This is a genomic window from Peribacillus sp. SRI_006 (assembly GCF_057586375.1).
Window position 1 is genome coordinate 191,012 of sequence record NZ_JBYCZT010000008.1, and the last position, 19,689, is coordinate 210,700.

A 19,689-nucleotide genomic window follows, 5' to 3' on the forward strand; every position below is an offset into this window, starting at 1 on the left:
TTAGTCACAACAAATCCGTTTTCCTTGTGCTGTTAATTCTTCTAATTTAAAGTTTTGACTCGGCAAGTCCTTGATGACCGTTTGAATAAATGAGTAATACGAGGATGATTGGTTTAACGAGTAGAATATCCATTGTCCCCTTCTCGCTTCATTCACAATTCCGCTATCTTTCAACTTTCGTAAATGTTGGCTAATAGCAGGTTGGCTCATATCAAACAGGTCTACAAATTCACAGACACAACATTCATGTTCAGACATAATTTTTACCATCGTCAAACGTGTTTTATCACCTAAAAGTTTAAGAACATTTGCCGTAGCCTCTATATCCAACGCTTCATTCGTTTGCATGTTATTCCTCCTAGCCTAATCAAACATATAATCAAATGCTTATGTCCTTATTCAATACAATATCATTGTATAAGCATATTCTTATTTAATCAACGATTAAATATTCAACAAAATAAATTATAGTATGCTAAAAAGATGTTTCATAAAGGGTGTTATTGATTTTTTTGATGAACTAACGGGGCAGGATAGTTGCAGGCATACGTTAGAGTACTGCAAAGCTACTCTTAAAAAACTGTGTCATTTACCTATGTGGAACATAACTTAATGTAAGTAACCCTCCTTAAAACTTATAAGGAGTAATTGTATGTCTCGTGTTACTGGCGATTGTGGGGGATTTGATGAAGGTTCTGCCTAGTAATCGCTTATGCGGGTGTTTATGGTTATAGCGCTGGATTTGCCACAGCCTACGGAAATAGTGCATTTTAAAAAAACGAACTCATGTTGTAGCTGTTTTTTAAAGGAGTAGTTAGAGTGTTTTTTAGACACCAAGAGGGAATTGGTGCAGTGAATCTGTCAACTCCTTATCCTCCCTTCGGTACCGTTGACAGAGGCCATATTTAGCTCATTCTGAAATAAGAAGAGAACGAATAAAGTCTGATTGCAAGAAAATGTATTACCCAAAACCCTTGAACATAAGTTTTAATTTGAACTTTTCTAACATTGTTGAATGAGGGAGCAATTGTATGAATAACACCTATTCAAAATCAGAACAAAATGAACAATCGCCAATAAGTCCTAGTCTCAGACTTGGGCTAACAGCTGCTATTCTTACCACTATTGCAGACGGTCTGACAGCATTAGCAATTTTAACTGCTATGGATGAGGCAATCATTGATTCAGAAAAAGAAAAACAAGATCAAAAAGAATTAGATGAGAAGCTTGAAAAAATGCAACAGCAAATTGACAAATTAACAAATGTATTAACAAAAAGAGGCGTGAGAACAAAGTAAATTATCATTGTGTATATTCTTCTTCAAATGTAAAAATTACGACAGTTCAACACCGCCAAAATCCCTTAAGGAAGTAGGTTCAACTAAAGGGAAAGTTTATAGTTGAATAATAATGTTTGGTCTTTGTTCAACAATCGGGCTATTTAATAAAACAGTGGATTTTAGTTAATTTGACCTGAATGATAAGTACATTCCCTTACCAAGTGCATCGGGTAATTTTATAAACTGTGAAGGGATTGAGAAAAATGTACTATGTTCCCTATATGTATCCGTATCAATATCTTGATTATGTTAATGTACCAATGTATAACTATGGAAGACCGTCAGTTTACTGGAATTTTCCTAATGAGTTAGAGTATGCAAACAGATATGAGTCTTTTCGCTCTTCCAACAGTAGTGGAAGTGTTTTTTTAACAGATTATGGACCAAATCCATTTGTCGTTAATATCAATGAAGCAACGAAGCAAAACAATACCTATCGTACTGCTTTATGGACAGGAACACATTCACAAGTTACTTTGATGAGTCTGAACGTTGGCGAAGATATCGGTTTGGAAATCCATCCTAATGTTGACCAATTCTTACGCATTGAACAAGGCCAGGGCATTGTTCAAATGGGCACGAGTAAAGAAAATTTAAACTTTGAAAGAAATGTCTATGATGATTCTGCAATAATGATACCTGCTGGTACATGGCATAATCTAATCAATACAGGTAATATTCCTCTTAAACTTTACGCAATATATGCTCCTCCTAACCATCCATTTGGTACTGTTCATGTTACCAAAGCAGATGCATTTGCTGCGGAAGACGGAAATGGCAATGGAAAAACAGTTGGTATGACTCCAGATGAATGGATACAGTACACGGAATTTTTGGTAAAGGAAGGATTAGAGGATGTTAAAAGAGGAATAAATTCCACGCACATTCTTCAAGAATTTATTCTAATGGGAGTTCTTGTAGGGAAAGGATATTCTCCTGAAAGAGCATATGAAACAGTAGAAGAATGGGAACGTACAGGAGAATCCAAACTTCTTCAGCAAAGCAAAAATATGTATAAATAGAGTGAAAACTATCATGGTGCGAGCTGAGGACAGTTCCCTTAGCCCTTTTAAAGACCACGGGTAGAATCAGAATTATCATGGTGAACCGATCACAAATAGAAATTGTTATTAATAATGAATATATCGAAAAGTTAATATGAAATATACTAATATTGAGGACAGGGAAACCTGTCTTTTTCTTATATATCGAGAATGCGGTTAATACAATGTGAAATAAATAAAAAAAATCAAGGGTATAATATGACTAACAATAGATAAAATCGGGGTGGGAAAATGCCTGAACATATCGAGGTAATTTTGAGGTCAATTACTTCTTTCAGTTTATTACTAGTTGGAACAAAAATATTAGGTAAACAAACGATATCTCAAATGACAATGTTTGATTTTGTTGCAACAATTTCGCTAGGAGCTATTGCAGCGAATTTAGCCTTCAATACTTCTATTAAGGTACATCATACAATTATTGCATTTACTATATATATAGCAATTATTTTCCTGATGGCACTTATTTCATTAAAAAATAGTAAAGGAAGAAAATTTCTGGCTGGAGATCCCACAATTGTGATGCAAGATGGAAAAATTTTAGAAGGAAACATGAATAAAATGCGATATACATTGGATTATTTAAATCAACAACTAAGGGAAAGGGATATTTTTAACATTGAAGAGGTTCTATTTGCCATAGTTGAAACAAATGGAACGTTAACAGTACTAAAAAAGCCGCAATTTAGGAACGTTACAAAACAGGATTTGATGATTCCAGTAATGCCTGAACAGAAGTTACCTATTGAACTTATTATGGATGGAGAAATAATTAAAGAGAATTTAGAACAAAATAATATAACGTTTTCATGGTTAGAATCAGAGTTAATAAAACGTAATTTATTAAAACATGATGTTGTTTATGCAGTACTGGCTGCCAATGGTAATTTGTATGTTGATACATTTAGGGATCATATTCATTCCCCTATTGATAAAGAATAATTATTGATTGGAACACAAGAGTTTCGTTCACAACCATTCTTCATTTTGTAACTAAAAGTAAAAACTATACATAAAGAAATCCCCTTTCGTGGTTTGTTTTATTAACTCTATTCAGGAAATCCTAACATCCATAGGGCACGAAAAAAGCTCACAATAAGTTTTCTCTTCTATTTGTTCAAAAAAATGTTTAACAAGGCCTATAAAAAGACCAGCCTGATTCATCAGACTGGTCTTTTGGTTTATTCACAACATGAATTCTTTTTAATTTCTAACCTCGCTAGAACGGGGCTGCCATAGCAAGAACGATCGTTTGTTTCAGTTGCAGGAATATCAGAATCGCAGGAATTAGATGCAAGATTCACACTGCAAACTCCTGTTTCAGGCAGTTCCAAGTTTACTTCTTTTGCCCCCTCTACATCCCCTGTGAGATAAGCCACCACGGAACGGACTTGTTCGTAGCCTGTTGCCAGTAAGAATGTAGGTGCTCTTCCATAACTCTTCATCCCAACAATGTAGAAGTTCTTTTCAGGGTGCCGTAATTCCTGTTCACCATGCGGTCTCACCGTTCCACAGCTATGAATATTGGGATCAATTAGCGGAGCAAGCGTGTATATGCTTTCCACAGTTGAATCAAGGTTTATCCTTATTTCATTTAAAAAGCTTGTATCGGGCCTGAAACCCGTACTCACCACCATTTCATCGATGTCACCGATTGTGAATTCTTCTCCGTTTAGTTCTCCTACTACCGTGATTTTATCGTTTGTTGGATACACTCCATTAATATGAAAGGGTGTAAGAATATTGATTCGTCCAGACTCCACTAATTGCTGAATTCTTATGCCCAACTCTCCACGAGCCGCCAGCCCGTCGTTTTCTTGCCCACCGTACACTTCATGGATTTGTTTTTTACGAAGAACCCAGTAGATCTTGGTATCCGTAAATTTTTGCTGTAAGGTGGCCAAATCCAATAGAGCATTGATGGCAGAATGGCCGCTCCCGATCACCAAGGTGGTTTTATTTTGATATCTGTTTTCCAGTTGTACGACGTTAGGAATGCCATAGTGGATTTGATTGTGTAATTGTCTCTCCGCATTCGTCCATATTCCATTTGAAAGGATGGGGTTTGGATTGGTCCAAGTACCTGATGAATCAATGACCGCTTTCGCTTCAATGACTGTTGTGTCACCATTCACTTCTACATAGAGTTGAAAGGGAACCGTGTCCCGTTTTCCTGTTTTTAATTTATCGTGAGCCTTTTTGGCAACTCCGACTACTTTTGCCTGCAACATGATCTGTTCTTTTATTTCTGGAAGGTTACTTAAAGGCAGAAGGTACTTTTCAACCAGTTCGCGACCTGTCGGCAAAGCTTCTTCGTCAGGTGACGTCCAGCCAGCGTTCTCCAGTAATTTCTTTGCTGCTTGATCGATGTTATACTGCCACGGAGAAAACATGCGAACGTGTCCCCACTCCAGCATACTCGAACCAACCGATTCGCCCGCTTCCAATACGATAAACTTCTCCTCTTTTTTCAGTAAATGAGCGGCCGCTGCAAGCCCCACAGGACCTCCGCCTATAATTGCTACGGGTAATGCACTTTTATCAAATTGACCCATCATTATTCCCTCCTAAATCCCCTTAAAAAAGTTGTGATTTGCAAGTATTGTCAAAAAATATACTACCCCCAAGGAGTAGTACAACATACGGAAGACTTCAGCATTTTATCATTAAGCAATTTCAGGGAACGCACGACGGATTCCTTTTCAAACTCATTCATCGTCTTGAAGACCTCATTCAAGTAATCATTCATTTGCTGATCGATGGTTTGATTGACCTTCATTCCTTCTTCGGTCAAAGAAAGGATGGAAATTCTCCGATCTTCAGCATCTTGCTTTTTTGTGACCAAATTCAATTTGATCAGGGATTGGATTTGTCGGCTGAACGTCGTAATGTCCGTTCCTAGGGTTTCTGCAATTTGCTGGATGGAAGCTTTGTTTTGTCGATGTATTTCATACAGGATATGGCTTTGAACGAGTGAAATTTCAATTCCATCAGCGCTACAGCAATTTTTATTCAATAATCCAAACCGTCTTGTCAAGAGTTGGAAGAGACCTCTAAGGTTTTCATTTTCCATTACTTTCACCTCGCTTTATTTATACGCCAATTATTTGCATTTTGCAACTATTTGATTCAATTATTTTTTATTTATCCTTTTAGCTTGTTAAAAGCCGTCATGAAATTTCGGTGAGTTTCCTCGCCGTAATAGCACGCTTCTCCTTTGAAAAAGTTCTTTTCGATGTATTTCTTTGCATTATCCGCCACAGGTTCACGCGATGTTAAAACAAGCTTGAAATAGGCATCAAAATAACTGACAGACAATACGCTTGAATGGTTCACTGTCATAATACTCCTACCCCCTAATTGTTTACAGTAATTTCTCCATAGCCATCACATCGACAAATTCACCGTCTAATATTCCCTGGTTCTTAAACACTCCCACTTCTCTATACCCCCGTTTTCTGTACAATCCTTGCCCAATCTGGTTAAAGGGAAAAGTGAATAACACAATCTTATTGAAGTCATTTTCTTTTGCGTGCTTTTCGATAGATTGCAGCAATAAACCGCTAATCCCTTTTCCTCGATGATCTCTCGAGATATATACGGATAAATCGGCAACCCCTTTATAAGCAATACGGCTGTTATATTGGTTCAAGGAAGCCCAACCGACAATTTCCCCATCTTGCTCGGCGACAATCAGCTTATATCGCCCGATATGCTTGGCAAACCATTCCTCCATGTAGACTTGATCCTTCGTTTCCGTTTCCAACGTGGCAATTCTATCCTCAATCCCCTGATTGTATATATCTTTGACCGAGTCCAAGTCTGCTTCAATCGCTTCACGAATGATCATAACATACCATTCTCCTTTCGTTTGCCAAATGATTTTTTTAATATTCTTAGTCGATTTATAACATCCATAATTGCAAATTACAAGTATTTTGGTTTTTTATAGAAAGGATCAGGATCACTATACGAATAAAAGTGCTTGAAACAAGAAAACTGCCGAATGACCGGCAGTTTTCAGCTTTATAAATATTTACGGTGAATGCCTTTTCCATCATAGGAAAACAGGACTTCTTTTCCTTCTATGACTGATTCCATATGCACGGAGCGGCCCCAAAGCTGATGGATATATGGCATGACTTTTTCGAGATATTTCAGATCCAGCTCAATATCTTCATACCAATGTTTTAGATAAAGTTCCCCATTACGCATGAAGTCCCCATCGTTAACTGTGATATAAGGGAAACCTCCGTTAACCCTCATGCTCACGAGTTGATCACGAACATGTTCCCATGCCTTATCGACGATTTTATAATCCTTGCCCTGCTTTTGGAATAGGTACATATCCTCCCGCATGACCAGGTCCTTCGTCAAATAATTGCGGAGAAAGGAAATATCCGATTCGATTTCCCTGACCTCGAACATCTTTTCCCGGCCAGATCCTGGCTTGACGCCGAGCCTGATCATTTCTTCGGTCGGATTATCATAGCGTTCTTCAATATCTTCAAGCACTTTCAATCCAAGATAATAAGGATTGATGCTGGTCCGTGAAGGCTGCACGACACCTGCGTTCAGTTTCGCGAATTCAATGGCTTCCCCTGAGGATAGATCCAATTCACGGATAATGCGCTGATGCCAGTAGGATGCCCAGCCTTCGTTCATGATTTTCGTTTCCAGCTGCGGCCAGAAATACAGCATCTCTTCCCTGATCATCGTCATGATATCCCGCTGCCAATCGGTTAAATCCCTGCTGTACTGTTCTATGAAAAGCATAATATCCTTTTCTGGCCTTGGCGGGAATTTTTTTCTTTTTTTAATGTTGGATTTCTGCGGTTTATCCTTATTATCAAGATTCCATAAATCATCGTATTGTGTGGCTGTCGGTTTTATTTCCTCTTCTTCTTCCTCATCTTCCATCGTCCAGGCAAGCTTCGGTCTCATCAGCGACGGATCGATATGTTCTTCAATGGCTAAAAGTGCATCCAGGAAGGTTTCCACTTCCTTTTTGCCATGAAGGATTTCATATTCACGGATTCTTTCTGCCGTTGCCGACATACTTTCTACCATATCCCTCTTGGTATTATTGAAACGTACATTATTCTTAAAGAAGTCACAATGCGCCAAAACGTGGGCAACAATCAATTTATTTTGTACAAGTGAATTGGAGTCCAGCAGAAAAGCGTAACAAGGATCAGAGTTAATGACCAGTTCATAGATTTTACTTAATCCAAAGTCGTACTGCAGCTTCATTTTATGAAATTGCTTTCCAAAGCTCCAATGAGAAAAACGGGTCGGCATCCCGTAGGCACCAAATGTATAAATGATTTCTGAAGGGCAAATTTCATAGCGCATCGGGTAAAAATCCAACCCGAACCCCGTTGCTATTTCTGTAATTTCACTAATGGCATATTCCAGAGCCTTTTGCTCCGCTTCATTCATCCGATATCCCCCTTGTCTTCCGCCTTTAAACTAATGTATGAAAAAAAGGAGGAAAAATGCCGTGATCATGAGTAAAGGTCCTCGATAACAGAAAAAAAACACCTCCATGAAGAAGATGTCAGGCCAAATGTTTCATGCAGTTCTGCACTCAATCCCTTTGATATTAAAATTTTGCTAATTCCGGATTCACAGCCTCTTTTTTCATTTTTGAACGGATCCAGGAAATGATGAGCGCTGCAATGATGACAAAACCTAAGTATCCTGTGATTGGGTATACCGTCCCAACCAATTTAATAAAGCCAACGAAACTTGCAAGGAAGGCGAGAATCCCGACTATAATCACGGATAATTTAAATCGTTTCGTTTCCGCAGGCACCAGCCTGGCGGTGAATGCATACAGCATCCCGACAGCTGTATTATAAATCATTCCTAAAAGGATGATTGATAGGATATATCCCAACCATGGAGAAATCTGATTCGCTAAATGAAGGGTAGGCATACCAGAGCCTTCTATGCCCTTCAAGTCGGACATCATCCCCAAATTGATCAAAAATAACAGGATCCCCAATCCGATACCCCCCAGGATTCCTCCCATTCCAGCCTGTTTCTTATTCTTGAAGGTCCCGCCCATTACGGCCAGCATGGCAATTCCGGCAGTCATATTATATGAAACATAAAGTAATGAACCCATCAACCAATTTCCGGTAGCAGCCGTTCCTTTACTTGAAGATGAAATGATTTGATTGAAACTTAGATTGGATGTGAAAAATGAATAACCTGAAATAATGATCATGATAACGAATAAAAACGGTGTGATGGCACTAATGATGGACATTATTTTATTAACATTAAGTAAAAGCGTACCAATTGTAAGCACCGTCATGACGATTGCACCGACCATGCTTGGAATCCCGAATTGTTCCTCAAAAATCGTTCCGGAGCCGGCAATCATGATGACTGTAACGCCAAACAAGAAAAACGTGATGATAATATCGACCACCCTGCCTATAAAGCGGCCGCAAATATGATCGATGATGCTTTTATGGGAACGTGTCTGGAGAGTGCTCCCTAACTGGGTAACTTGCATGCCCAAAAACGCGAATAAAACTGTCGCCACCACAATACCCAATACACTGTAGATTCCAAAACTCGTGAAGAACTGTAACACTTCTTGTCCTGAAGCAAAACCTGCTCCAATGATGATTCCAATATATGCTCCCGCAAGATTTATACTGTTTTTCATATCAAATACCACCTTAATTATATGATTATTCTGACAATTTAAGTTATGAGAATATCTTTCCTTTCTTCATTATCCTTCCGGCTTCAGGGGCAATTGCCCCTGAAGCCGGAAGGTCCTTTAATTCCAACTCTTATTTATTTGTATATCTTTTACTATAGGAAGTGAATTCATCGACCGCTGTGTAATCGACTTCATAGCCAATGCCTGCCGCTTTTGGAACGGTTATGACCCCATCATTCACTGTAACCTCTGGTTGGATGATGTCTTTATGCCAATAATTCGCGGATGCTGCCGTATCACCAGGCATCGTGAAGTTATCAAGTGTTGTCAATGCGATATTATGGGCACGCCCCACACCAGATTCCAACATGCCACCGCACCAAACCGGTACATTCCTTTCTTTACATAATTCATGTATTTTCATTGCTTCCGTTAAACCGCCAACCCTGCCAATCTTAATATTAATGATTTTACAGCTTCCCAATTCAAGGGCTTTTCTAGCATCTTCGACGGAATGTATACTTTCATCCAAGCAAATCGGTGTTTTGATTTCCGCTTGTAATGTGGCATGATCGACAATATCATCCGATGACAAAGGCTGCTCGATCATCATTAAATCAAATTGATCAAGTTGTTTGAATAATTCAATGTCTTTCAGCCGGTAAGCGGAGTTTGCATCTGCCATGATCGGGATATCGGGATATCGATTGCGCACTTCCTTGATTACGTCTACATCCCAACCTGGTTGAATTTTCATTTTGATTCTTTTATATCCATCCTTCAATCCAGCTTCTATCTTTGCCAGTAATTCAGGTACCGTTTTTTGGATGCCGATACTGATCCCAACATCGATTTTTTCCAGCTCCCCGCCTAAAGCCATACTTAAAGGGATATTCTTTTCTTTTGCGTATAAATCCCAGATGGCCCCCTCGATAGCCGATTTTGCCATATTATTTTTACGGATATGCGAGAACATATCCGATACATCACGAGGATGCTCTATTTCTTTATCCAATACAAGCGGAATCAGGAAATCCTCCAGCATGGTCCAATTGGTTTTTATCGTTTCTTCGTTATACCAAGGTGCTGAAAATGCCACAGATTCAGCCCAGCCTGAAAGTCCCTCTCCATTTTTCACTTCCACAAGAATGAACTCCTTATCCAAAAACGTTCCAAAGCTTGTAGTAAAGGGAGCTACCAAATCCATATTTAAATGACGTAAACGCACTTCCGTTATTTTCATCCCGATTCCCCTCTCATTCTTGTTTTTTTAATAAATAGTTTTGAATGTTTTCACCTTTTTCCCGTTCAATCCCGGCTGCAACATATCCTCTGGCAAAAAGAGCTTTGAATAATTCACCGGTTTTTAACCGCCAATCAATCGCAAGGCGAAGATCAGATTTTTTGATTTGTTGAATATCCGTCGGAATGGGGATGGCGATCACCTCGGCATTGGTTTCGAAATGATAATCCTTGATGTAAGGAAAGCCTTGGTCATTCATTCCTGTCGTTACGATGTGTATGGCTTTATCAAGAAGCGGAGTCTCTTCCTTTGCTTCCTGCCGTATATTCCATTCCACCATGAATCGATCAGTGGAAAGTCCTTCATTGAGGGTATCCTTCATATTTCCATAACAATCTTCCATATATGTAGAGCAAACAGCTTTTAGCTTACCGATATTCAAGTTTGCATTCACACTTTCCAATGGATCATATGTCCATGTGATCAAGTCGTAGCCCTTTTTAAGTGCTTCTTCTTTTTGTGCAAGTTTAAGTAATCTGCCGTAGCCCTTCTTTTGATGGGCCGGATGGATGGCTAACATATGTGAACAAAGATATCCCCTTCCGTCCTTGAATCCCGGGAAACTGTATTGAAACCCGACTAACTGGCCATTGATATAGCCGCCTAATACAAGCCCGCCGTTTTTGACAGCCGTAATCGTCTGATGGATGGGAACGCAATCCATGCCCCATACAAGGGCTTCCAGCCGCTGCACTTCTTGTAGATCCTCTAGTCCGGATAGGGATTTTATGATAAATTCTTCAGTCATGTAAGTGGCCCTCCCCTCCATATTTCTCAAAAGTGAGTATGATGGCTTTGGCCAGGATTTCAATTCCCGATAACAAAGCTTCTTTATTGAATGTCATGTTCGGATGATGGAGCCCTGGTGCCAAATCACAGCCCAATCCAAGCATCGTCGCTTTGAGTTCAGGTCTTTTCAACGTATAAAAGTGAAAATCCTCTCCTCCTGTTGTAATGACAGGCGCTACCAAATTTTCTTCTCCAAGCGTATCGGCTATCGCTTCAGACATTATTTCCTGGGCTTGATCGTTCACGGTTGCTGCAGCAACACAGGTTCCCGGTTCGAGTTTCACTTCGACTCCATGGACAATGGCCAAAGATTCTGCAACCTTTTCCACCTTTTTGGTGAGCTCTTTCATCACTGCATTATCCTGTGCCCTTAAATCCAATGAAAAAGTGGCTCTCCCTGGGATGATATTGGAACTTTCGCCGCCAGCAAAAAACTGCGTCATTTTTACGGAATAAGGGATGGACGGATTGAGATGGATTCCATTTAACAAAGTGATGAATGCCGCTCCTATCTCGATGGCATTCTGCCCTTGATGCGGTCTTGCTCCATGCGCATCAGTTCCCGCTATTTCACCTTTAATGAACTGAGCGGCTCCATGCACAATGGCTGGCGCCGCTTGCCCATCTTTCACTTCCTCAACCGGTCTTAGGTGCACTCCATAAAGGAAATCGACATTATCCAATACTTTTTCTTCAATCATCTTCAAGGCGCCCGTACCTTTTTCTTCAGCAGGTTGGAAAATGAATTTCAGCTTGCCTCTTGGACGAAAGCCCATTTCCTTCAATACAAGGAATACTCCTAATGCCAAGGTCATATGACCATCGTGTCCACAGGAATGATTGGCTTGAAACGTCCCTTGCACCTCCTGCCAAAGTGCATCGATATCCGATCGTAATCCGACCGTGAAATCCCCATCCCCGATTTCGCCTACCACACCTGTACAGTCCTCGAATGTTTTTACCGTACACTGATTCCCCGTTAAAATACTTGAAATGAAAGCTGTCGTATTCACCTCATTCCAACTCGTTTCTGGATTTGCGTGTAAATGGTCAAAAATATCGAGTATACGCGGTCTTAATTTTTCGATAGTTTGTGTGATATCCATTTCTGTCTCCCCCTTACCGGTTTAATGGGCATGTTCACCAACTGATGGATGTTTTATCTCAAAAGAAATAATCGTCTTGATTGAACCCATCATATATAGCTTTTCTTTCTTTGAACCCTTGTTCATCCTTAATCGTTACACCAGCGACTAAACTATTCAATAAAGAGAATAACACTGGTGCCGTATCGATCGTGGAAGTCCTTGGTGTTGAAATGGGCAATAAAATGTCAGTGTATTCCGCAATCGGAGCCAGGTCGGAATCCGTAATCCCAATTACAAATGCACCCGCTTTTTTGGCCATTTCGGTTATTTTCACAGTCTCTTTAACATAGCGGTGAAATGAAATGGCTACAAAAACGGAATTTTCAGTCATTTTATTCAACATTAAAAATATATCATCAGTATCAGGCCGATATAAATGAACCTCTTCCCTAACAAGCCTAAGCGTAAAGGTTAACCAATGTGCTCCCGAAAATGATAAACGGTGTCCGGAAATCAAAACATTATCAGCTGCCGCCAATTTATCGACTGTTTTGGCGAAATCTTCGGTTGATAAATTTTTCATGGTCTTTTCGATGCTGATGATATCCTGCCCCATCACCTGAGCCATGAAGTTTGGCTGACTCGCGGCTTCAAGTTTTGAAGAATGATATTCATTCAAACTGCTGCTCTCGTATATCAACTGATTTCGAATAAGGTTTTGAAGCTCTGCATATCCGCTTAACCCCAATGAATAGCAAAAGCGGATGATGGTCGTTTCACTCACCCCAATGTCTATTCCGAGCTTTTGAGCTGAAGTGACTGCAAATGTATGTGAATGCACCAACAAGTATTTTGCTACCTTTTTTTGACCGGTAGATAAACCAGGGAATACTTCTTTAACTTTTTGCTGTAAATCCATAAAACATCCCCTCTGAAGCAAGATATGAATCCGATACTTTTTATATGACAATATGAAGTATAAACTTCATTAATAATAGTGAGTATTTTATCACGGGACTTTTAATAAAACAATAATATTCTGAATTTTTACAATAAGATGGTGGCAATGTCCTTCAAGCACAAAAAAACAGAGATGGACTCCATGGTTTCAGTTTGGCGAAATAAGATGGGGTTCGGAGTACGAGGATGGTTTTTCAGTCGGCGAAAAGGGATCTGAAAGAGGGTATGTGTAATGATTTCCACTCCAGGCACTCGCTTTCCGCGGGCGGTCCGGGAGCCACCTCAGCGCTCCTTGCGACTGTGGGGTCTCCCTCGACACGCTTTTCCCGCAGGAGTCTCGTACCTTCCGTTCCAATCAACTGGAACTTTTTTCAAAAGAATATTGTAGGAAAACTGGCTCTTCTCCAATTCTACAGTCTGGAGGTTCCATCAACTTTTCGACAAAAGGAGTTCGGATTGTCTCGCCCTGAATCAAAGCTTTAAAAATAAACTTGATTATCTTTCATGTTTTTTTACTGCAAAATCTCGTTGGATCGAAGAAATTTGCGACGCTCCTGCCGAATTTACAGGCTAGCCGAGACCCCACAGACGCTTGCTTTGATGCGGCTTGGCAGACAATCGGCGGAAAGGGAACGGGTTTCTGAATCTTTTAAATATAAAACTTCAGGCATGGAGATGGACTCCATGCCTGAGGTTTGGCGACAAAATGGGGTTCGAACCGAATAGTGAGGATGGTTTTTTACTGTAATTCTCATTGGATTGAAGAAATTTGCGACACTCCTGCCGAATTACTGGCTAGCCGAGACCCCACAAGCGCTTGCGCTGAGGAGGCTTGGCAGACAGTCGGCGGAAAGGGAGCGGATTTCTGAAATCAACTGCACTTTTAAATAAAACAACTGCAGGCAAACTGATTTTTCATCAAGTTTGTCTACAGTCTGAAACCACGAAATGAACTCCGTAATTTTATTTTTTATGACGCTTTGCGTAGCCACATCGTTTACATAATTCTTCAACTGCACATCTTCTTGAGAAACCATCATACATATTTTTAGCCCGTTCACCATTTAAAATGTCTTCAAGTGATGTTTCGAATATATTTCCAAGCGGTATTTTCCCTTCACTATCCAAACAACAAGGTACGACTGTACCATCCACCAAGATACCTAACTGATCTCTAAGAGCATAGCAGAAAATATTTTCATCGATAATGTCACGGTCCAATTCCGGCCACTCGAATTTTTCGGCCATGTTTATATAAACCCGGTCCCTTAACTTAATATTATTCTTTTGCTGAAGAGCTTCACTTAAGCGAATGTCCAATGAAAGCTTCTCCTCCAACATGCTTAGAATATCATCGTTCAGGCCATTACTCGCTTTTAATTCAGCCGTATCCATATTCCATAAACGAATGGCACAGATCACTTCACTTTTTTCATTTGCTTCATTTATAAAATCGGCAATATTACTGACATAAGAGTCAAGACTATTGGTCGTATCGTTTGCCTCAAAGCTATGAAGTGAAATATTCACCTGCCGGAGGGCTTTTTTGGAGAGCAGCTTGTCTTTGACCTTTTGAATCAAAGTACCGTTCGTTGTAATATTAACCTTCAGGTCATTTTCAGCACTGATATCCAGGAATGTACCCAAATTTTTATTTAAAAACGGTTCACCCATCAGATGAAAATAAATATGATCGGTGTGTGGTTTGATTTTCTTGATAACATCCGTAAACCCTTCGGGATCCATGAATTTAAGGGTCCTTTGCAAGCTGGAACTTGGGCAAAAATTACACTTCAAATTACATATATTCGTAATTTCCACATAAACTTTCTTAAACTTTCTCATTTTCTAATACCCCTACAATCAAGCTTATTGTTTCAATCTGATACTAACTATACTGGTTAGCTGCCCATAAATGCAATGAAAACTTCATGGCAGCTGACCGTATTGGAATAACAACGAATCCGATATCCCCCTTTTCCGGACTACTTTTAAAAGAAATCAGAAAAAAACATCTTCTCGAGGTGAAGATGTTCGGTAAGATGCCTACCTGGAATTTCGGTTTTTGTCCTGATCTCACTTTCCTTTTTGCTCCGTAACCTTCAAACTAAGTAATTTTTCATTTTTCAAATCATGTTGTACGGTCACGATGACATTGAAGTCCTGACCTTTATCTTCGACCAAAAATCTGAAATCGTCTTCGACGAGATTTTTCGCTACAGTTTTTCTGCCTTTATATTCGTAGTCAGTAATCTCCACTTCAGGATAATCTGCCTGCACTACCGTAATCGCAATCTTTCCGTATTTTTCGTAATCGGGTTTTTGGGCCTGTGCTGAAATGGATCCTGCTTGTATGATCAAAAAAATCCCCATTAGCATCACAATGACTTTTTTCAAAATCTTTTCCTCCTCATACTTTCCGCTTAGTATTATTATGTAAAAATGTTCAGTTGTTATGCAGCTGCTCCGCTTCTTTTACAAGCATGATGCCAACTAATCGATTCCTCTTCCATTCCTCAGGAAACACAGTCAACGGCGGATTGGTTTCATCCACTAAATAACTAAGTTCGATCGTCATTCCCGGGCGGCTGAATTCAGTTATGAACCAATCAGTAAATCCGCTTCCTACCGCTTCTTTCTCCGGAAATGTCAGTTCATACCCCGTCATTTCGGCAGTCTTTTTGGCAATCCCATAATCCCTCACCATATTTTTCCGTTTATTTTTGTAATGCCAAAAGATTTCCCTTCCTGAAGTATGATAGGAAACAGCAATAAGGGGATCGACCTCCTTCGTGAAATCCGTAAGCGCTTTTACTTCGGCTGCTTCCAGTGGTTGTCGGCCTTTATAAAATTGATACGTCGGTTTTGTTTCACGATTCATTACTTCTTTCCATCCAGCCGGATATTGCCTATTCAAATCAATGCCTTTAGCGTTGGCTTTCCACCTGGACCAATTCCTGCTATATCGGTTCATTTTCCATACTGCAGCCTTTTCAAGAACATTTAAATTGGATAAATCTCCTTGCTGGATGCTCACGCCATCTGGATTAAGCATCGGGATGAACCAGATGCTCACTTCATCCAATGATTCCGACGAAAAATCTCCAATAGGTTTGCCCGCTCGATAGGCGGCTGCATACTCTTCAAGCATACGCATTAAAAGTATGGAACTGAGCCATTCCCGTCCATGATGTGATCCCACCAGCAAAATCGATTTTTTTCCTTTCCCTAACTTGACTGCCTTTATATTTTTCCCCTTTTCAGTTTGTCCGATTATTCGAACGTCCAATTCATACTGCTTTTGGATTCCTTGCAAATCCATTTCCATCTGTTCAGGGGAATACACTTCTGCTGCCAGCGATGGTTCAGGGAAAAAAAGAAGCACCAATATTCCAATTACCATTATTTTTCTCATGTACTCACCTTTTATTTTTATTCAGGTAAAAAGCAACAACCGCGGTCCAAATACATCGCCACTTATTGTAAGGAAATGTTCTGTCAGATCTGAACAAAATACAAATAGCTCCTTATTAAGGGGGAGAAGAACATGAGGATTGCGGATTATGATCAGGCATTGTTTCACACACACCGTTCTGATTGGGACAGCTTGTTAGTATTGATGGTTCGGACGAAAGATCACTTTCTTTCGAAAAAAATAGAACATTTCTTGCACGCTTACAGGTTTGAGCATGATTATCAAATCGTTCAATCCCAGCTGTATGCACTGCTTCGTTATCTGGATCATGCGGCAGAAAAAACAAGTGATTATTTAAGTGAACTTCCAAGCTAAAATCAACTATAGTTTTTGCAAATCGGGAAAATTTATACAAGAGGATTAATTATCGGGGATATAACTTTGGCTGGTGAAACCCTATAAAAACAAGGAAGGGTCAGGTATTGAATACCTGACCCTCATTTCATCATTTTTTCATTGTAGCATATGCAGTTGAATACATTTTAAGCTCTTCAATCATACCTTCAACAAGTACCGCAGACTCTTCAAATAAACCATCATTTTCGTAATCGAAGCAATGCGGATCCAGAACCAATTGTTTGGCGATCACATTTGCATAAAGGCTTCGACCCACTGTCCTCATGGAATTCAAGGCATTGATCCCGCCTTTTCCTCCCCCGGAGACAGCCAATAGGGCGACAGGTTTATGCGTGAATTGTTCACTGCTTAAAAAATCCAAGGCATTTTTCAAGGCTCCGCTCATGGAACCATGATATTCCGGGGTGGTCAGAATTACACCATCAGCTTCCTCGATGCTTTTCCTGAGCCCTTGAATCACTTCCAATTGATATTGCTCACCTTCACCTGAATATAAAGGGATTTCGCTATTGCTTAAATCAATAAGTTCCGCTCCGTATTTCTTGGATATGTAGCGTGAGGCAATCCCTGTACGCCCTTGTTTACGTGGTGAACCATTAATGATTACTAATTTCATGAATTAAACCTCCATTATTCCCGATGTTTCCGAGTTCAGTCGCCAATACAGTATACCAAAACCGAAACGGAATTTCCTAGAATTTTGATTTTTCATTCAACTAAAAATCAAAAAAAACGAAAGACCGAAGAAGTCTTTCGTTTAGCTTTCATACATTTAAACCAATGCTTCAATCTTGCTCATGAAATCTTCCATGACTCCCGATAACTTGGACTCAGCTTCTTGCATTGATTTACCTTGGACACCGAAATAGAATTTAATTTTCGGTTCGGTGCCTGAAGGACGCAGGCAAACCCATGTACCATCCTCAAGGAAATACTTTAATACATTTGATTTCGGAAGCTCGATCAATTCTTCATCATTTGAAAGTAATGTCCGCTTCTTGCTGCTTTGGTAATCTTCTTCAATGACTACCGGAATGCCAGCTATTCGGGAAGGAGGATTTTGACGGAATTGATTCAATATTCCTTGAATCTGTTTCGCTCCCTCAATGCCCTTTAAAGTCAATGAACGCAAACCTTCCAAGTAAAAGCCGTACTTTTCAAACACATTCAGCAACCCTTCATATAGTGTCAATCCCTGCTTTTTATAATGGGCACAGACCTCGACAGCAAGCACTGCAGCTTGAATGGCATCCTTGTCACGTGCAAAGTCTTTAATCAGATAACCGTAGCTTTCTTCATATCCGAACAAGAAGCTACTTTCCCCGCTTTCATGATACTGATTTATTTTCTCGGCGATGAACTTAAACCCGGTAAGTACATCAACTGTCTTCAAGCCATATGACTCGGCAATCGTCCGACCGATTTCCGAAGTGACGATGGTTTTTAAGACGACTCCATTTTGGGGAATCTTTCCTTTCTCTTTTTTCTGGGACAGTAAATAGTCCAGGAAAAGTGCACCTGTTTGATTTCCAGTCAGGACAACATATTGACCCATCTCATTTTTAACGGCAATTCCAAGCCGATCGGCATCTGGGTCCGTTGCTATCAATAAGTCTGCCTCCACCTTGTTTCCAAGCTCAATGGCCATTTCAAATGCAGCTGGTTCCTCTGGATTCGGAGACTGAACTGTCGAAAAATCCGGATCCGGCAATTCCTGCTCCTTAACGATATGCAAATTTTGATACCCTAAGCTTTGCAGTGCCCGCCTGACGGATTTATTTGCCGTTCCATGAAGCGGCGTAAAGACGATTGACACATCTATTTCCTCGGCAAGCTGCGGGTTCTCGGGAACCGTCAGCAGCTCACGATTATAGGCAGCGTCCAATTCCTCCCCAATCATTTCGATGAGGCCCTGCCCTTTAAGGACTTCAGCTTCTTCAACCTGAATTTCAAGCTCACTTTCAATGGCATTCACATAGCCGATCACCTGATCCGCTGCTTCCGGCGGCAATTGTGCCCCATCTGACCCATAAACCTTGTAACCATTATATTCAGGCGGATTGTGGCTCGCCGTGATGACGATTCCAGCAAAAGCATTCAGCTCGCGAACCGCAAATGACAATTCTGGAGTTGGACGCAATTCATCGAATAAATAAGCCTTCACCCCAAATGTAGCCAAGGTCTTAGCCGCTTCGAGTGCAAATTCCGGGGACTTATGTCTCGAATCATAAGCAATCACAGCCCCTCTTCCTTTTGCTTCTTCCCCAAACGAAGAGATATATTGAGCCAACCCAACCGTTGCCTTCCTTACAGTATAAAGATTCATCCGGTTCGTTCCCGCTCCGATTTCCCCACGCATTCCGCCTGTGCCAAACTCTAAATTTTTATAAAAGGCATCTTCGAGTTGTGCTTCATCCTGCTGCATTTCCTCAAGGAGGACACGTAATTCCCCATTTAAATTCTGGTACCCTGCCCAAGTAGTGTATAAAGATTTCCAATCCATCTCCAACATCTCCTCCCAAACGCCTTATTTGTAATTATTATGTATCTGCCTTACATATACAAAATTATCATATTTATTCCAATAAATGAAGTAAAGGCTCGTAATGAAAAGAACCTAATCCAGTG

At 40.2% G+C, this 19,689-nt stretch carries 20 protein-coding genes; 4 read left to right on the forward strand and 16 right to left on the reverse strand.

Features of this window, described 5'->3' with window-relative positions:
- Complete coding sequence (locus AC2YHV_RS13640; protein WP_487373403.1) at positions 1–348, reverse strand: ArsR/SmtB family transcription factor; 348 nt, start codon at positions 346–348, stop codon at positions 1–3.
- A gap of 683 nt (positions 349–1,031) precedes the next feature.
- On the opposite strand from AC2YHV_RS13640, the gene AC2YHV_RS13645 reads away from it, so the two are divergent.
- The 3 genes from AC2YHV_RS13645 to AC2YHV_RS13655 all read left to right on the forward strand — a co-directional run bounded on the left by AC2YHV_RS13645 (position 1,032) and on the right by AC2YHV_RS13655 (position 3,346).
- The gene (locus AC2YHV_RS13645; RefSeq protein WP_487373404.1) at positions 1,032–1,298 is read left to right on the forward strand and encodes a hypothetical protein; all 267 of its coding nucleotides are present in this window, start codon (positions 1,032–1,034) and stop codon (positions 1,296–1,298) included.
- A 245-nt stretch (positions 1,299–1,543) separates the two neighbouring features.
- A complete protein-coding gene (locus AC2YHV_RS13650) occupies positions 1,544–2,362 on the forward strand; it encodes a cupin domain-containing protein (RefSeq protein ID WP_487373405.1) in 819 nt (272 codons plus the stop codon).
- 273 nt (positions 2,363–2,635) lie between these two features.
- On the forward strand, positions 2,636–3,346 hold the full coding sequence (locus tag AC2YHV_RS13655) for a DUF421 domain-containing protein (protein WP_487373406.1): 711 nt from the start codon (positions 2,636–2,638) through the stop codon (positions 3,344–3,346).
- A gap of 239 nt (positions 3,347–3,585) precedes the next feature.
- Here AC2YHV_RS13655 and AC2YHV_RS13660 read toward each other — a convergent pair whose 3' ends face one another.
- The 13 genes from AC2YHV_RS13660 to AC2YHV_RS13720 form a co-directional block, all read right to left on the reverse strand.
- On the reverse strand, positions 3,586–4,959 hold the full coding sequence (locus tag AC2YHV_RS13660; RefSeq protein ID WP_487373407.1) for an NAD(P)-binding domain-containing protein: 1,374 nt from the start codon (positions 4,957–4,959) through the stop codon (positions 3,586–3,588).
- A gap of 62 nt (positions 4,960–5,021) precedes the next feature.
- Complete coding sequence (locus AC2YHV_RS13665) at positions 5,022–5,477, reverse strand: MarR family winged helix-turn-helix transcriptional regulator (protein ID WP_328138433.1); 456 nt, start codon at positions 5,475–5,477, stop codon at positions 5,022–5,024.
- Positions 5,478–5,548: 71 nt separating this feature from the next.
- Entirely contained in the window at positions 5,549–5,746 is a 198-nt protein-coding gene (locus tag AC2YHV_RS13670) for a hypothetical protein (protein ID WP_487373408.1), read from the reverse strand.
- A gap of 22 nt (positions 5,747–5,768) precedes the next feature.
- On the reverse strand, positions 5,769–6,254 hold the full coding sequence (locus AC2YHV_RS13675; protein WP_487373409.1) for an arsinothricin resistance N-acetyltransferase ArsN1 family A: 486 nt from the start codon (positions 6,252–6,254) through the stop codon (positions 5,769–5,771).
- Positions 6,255–6,430: 176 nt separating this feature from the next.
- Positions 6,431–7,846: a SpoVR family protein gene (locus AC2YHV_RS13680; RefSeq protein WP_063577218.1), complete on the reverse strand. Its 1,416-nt coding sequence runs from the start codon at positions 7,844–7,846 to the stop codon at positions 6,431–6,433.
- Between the two features lie 163 nt (positions 7,847–8,009).
- Entirely contained in the window at positions 8,010–9,089 is a 1,080-nt protein-coding gene (locus AC2YHV_RS13685) for a YkvI family membrane protein (RefSeq protein WP_487373410.1), read from the reverse strand.
- A gap of 130 nt (positions 9,090–9,219) precedes the next feature.
- Positions 9,220–10,332: an o-succinylbenzoate synthase gene (gene menC / locus AC2YHV_RS13690; protein WP_487373411.1), complete on the reverse strand. Its 1,113-nt coding sequence runs from the start codon at positions 10,330–10,332 to the stop codon at positions 9,220–9,222.
- 13 nt (positions 10,333–10,345) lie between these two features.
- Positions 10,346–11,140, reverse strand: a complete 795-nt coding sequence (locus tag AC2YHV_RS13695) for a GNAT family N-acetyltransferase (protein ID WP_487373412.1) — start codon at positions 11,138–11,140, stop codon at positions 10,346–10,348.
- Complete coding sequence (locus tag AC2YHV_RS13700; protein WP_057275880.1) at positions 11,133–12,281, reverse strand: M20 peptidase aminoacylase family protein; 1,149 nt, start codon at positions 12,279–12,281, stop codon at positions 11,133–11,135. Before AC2YHV_RS13700 ends, AC2YHV_RS13695 begins: the two co-directional genes overlap by 8 nt.
- Before the next feature lie 64 nt (positions 12,282–12,345).
- The gene (locus tag AC2YHV_RS13705; RefSeq protein WP_487373413.1) at positions 12,346–13,188 is read right to left on the reverse strand and encodes a MurR/RpiR family transcriptional regulator; all 843 of its coding nucleotides are present in this window, start codon (positions 13,186–13,188) and stop codon (positions 12,346–12,348) included.
- A gap of 1,004 nt (positions 13,189–14,192) precedes the next feature.
- Positions 14,193–15,074: a radical SAM/SPASM domain-containing protein gene (locus AC2YHV_RS13710; protein WP_034315057.1), complete on the reverse strand. Its 882-nt coding sequence runs from the start codon at positions 15,072–15,074 to the stop codon at positions 14,193–14,195.
- A gap of 231 nt (positions 15,075–15,305) precedes the next feature.
- A complete protein-coding gene (locus AC2YHV_RS13715; protein WP_034315058.1) occupies positions 15,306–15,626 on the reverse strand; it encodes a DUF3889 domain-containing protein in 321 nt (106 codons plus the stop codon).
- A gap of 49 nt (positions 15,627–15,675) precedes the next feature.
- Positions 15,676–16,644 carry a M14 family zinc carboxypeptidase gene (locus AC2YHV_RS13720; protein ID WP_487373414.1) on the reverse strand — a complete coding sequence of 323 codons (969 nt, stop codon included), beginning with the start codon at positions 16,642–16,644 and terminating at the stop codon, positions 15,676–15,678.
- A gap of 132 nt (positions 16,645–16,776) precedes the next feature.
- Between AC2YHV_RS13720 and AC2YHV_RS13725 the strand changes: the two genes are divergently transcribed.
- Entirely contained in the window at positions 16,777–17,019 is a 243-nt protein-coding gene (locus AC2YHV_RS13725) for a YhdB family protein (protein ID WP_048689737.1), read from the forward strand.
- A 130-nt stretch (positions 17,020–17,149) separates the two neighbouring features.
- On the opposite strand, the gene AC2YHV_RS13730 is transcribed toward AC2YHV_RS13725, so the two are convergent.
- Positions 17,150–17,677 carry an NADPH-dependent FMN reductase gene (locus AC2YHV_RS13730; protein WP_057275653.1) on the reverse strand — a complete coding sequence of 176 codons (528 nt, stop codon included), beginning with the start codon at positions 17,675–17,677 and terminating at the stop codon, positions 17,150–17,152.
- A gap of 156 nt (positions 17,678–17,833) precedes the next feature.
- The gene (locus tag AC2YHV_RS13735; RefSeq protein WP_400450908.1) at positions 17,834–19,564 is read right to left on the reverse strand and encodes a phospho-sugar mutase; all 1,731 of its coding nucleotides are present in this window, start codon (positions 19,562–19,564) and stop codon (positions 17,834–17,836) included.
- Positions 19,565–19,689: the final 125 nt, after the last annotated feature.

Excerpts from the sequence above, each read along its gene's own strand:
- AC2YHV_RS13650 (WP_487373405.1), top strand. The coding sequence starts at position 1,544 with ATGTACTATGTTCCCTATATGTATCCGTATCAATATCTTGATTATGTT.
- AC2YHV_RS13720 (WP_487373414.1), bottom strand. The coding sequence starts at position 16,644 with ATGAGAAAAATAATGGTAATTGGAATATTGGTGCTTCTTTTTTTCCCT.
- AC2YHV_RS13670 (WP_487373408.1), bottom strand. The coding sequence starts at position 5,746 with ATGACAGTGAACCATTCAAGCGTATTGTCTGTCAGTTATTTTGATGCC.
- AC2YHV_RS13675 (WP_487373409.1), bottom strand. The coding sequence starts at position 6,254 with ATGATCATTCGTGAAGCGATTGAAGCAGACTTGGACTCGGTCAAAGAT.
- AC2YHV_RS13710 (WP_034315057.1), bottom strand. The coding sequence starts at position 15,074 with ATGAGAAAGTTTAAGAAAGTTTATGTGGAAATTACGAATATATGTAAT.
- AC2YHV_RS13735 (WP_400450908.1), bottom strand. The coding sequence starts at position 19,564 with ATGGATTGGAAATCTTTATACACTACTTGGGCAGGGTACCAGAATTTA.
- AC2YHV_RS13660 (WP_487373407.1), bottom strand. The coding sequence starts at position 4,959 with ATGGGTCAATTTGATAAAAGTGCATTACCCGTAGCAATTATAGGCGGA.
- AC2YHV_RS13705 (WP_487373413.1), bottom strand. The coding sequence starts at position 13,188 with ATGGATTTACAGCAAAAAGTTAAAGAAGTATTCCCTGGTTTATCTACC.
- AC2YHV_RS13725 (WP_048689737.1), top strand. The coding sequence starts at position 16,777 with ATGAGGATTGCGGATTATGATCAGGCATTGTTTCACACACACCGTTCT.
- AC2YHV_RS13685 (WP_487373410.1), bottom strand. The coding sequence starts at position 9,089 with ATGAAAAACAGTATAAATCTTGCGGGAGCATATATTGGAATCATCATT.
- AC2YHV_RS13645 (WP_487373404.1), top strand. The coding sequence starts at position 1,032 with ATGAATAACACCTATTCAAAATCAGAACAAAATGAACAATCGCCAATA.
- AC2YHV_RS13655 (WP_487373406.1), top strand. The coding sequence starts at position 2,636 with ATGCCTGAACATATCGAGGTAATTTTGAGGTCAATTACTTCTTTCAGT.
- AC2YHV_RS13730 (WP_057275653.1), bottom strand. The coding sequence starts at position 17,677 with ATGAAATTAGTAATCATTAATGGTTCACCACGTAAACAAGGGCGTACA.
- menC (WP_487373411.1), bottom strand. The coding sequence starts at position 10,332 with ATGAAAATAACGGAAGTGCGTTTACGTCATTTAAATATGGATTTGGTA.
- AC2YHV_RS13640 (WP_487373403.1), bottom strand. The coding sequence starts at position 348 with ATGCAAACGAATGAAGCGTTGGATATAGAGGCTACGGCAAATGTTCTT.
- AC2YHV_RS13680 (WP_063577218.1), bottom strand. The coding sequence starts at position 7,846 with ATGAATGAAGCGGAGCAAAAGGCTCTGGAATATGCCATTAGTGAAATT.
- AC2YHV_RS13665 (WP_328138433.1), bottom strand. The coding sequence starts at position 5,477 with ATGGAAAATGAAAACCTTAGAGGTCTCTTCCAACTCTTGACAAGACGG.
- AC2YHV_RS13695 (WP_487373412.1), bottom strand. The coding sequence starts at position 11,140 with ATGACTGAAGAATTTATCATAAAATCCCTATCCGGACTAGAGGATCTA.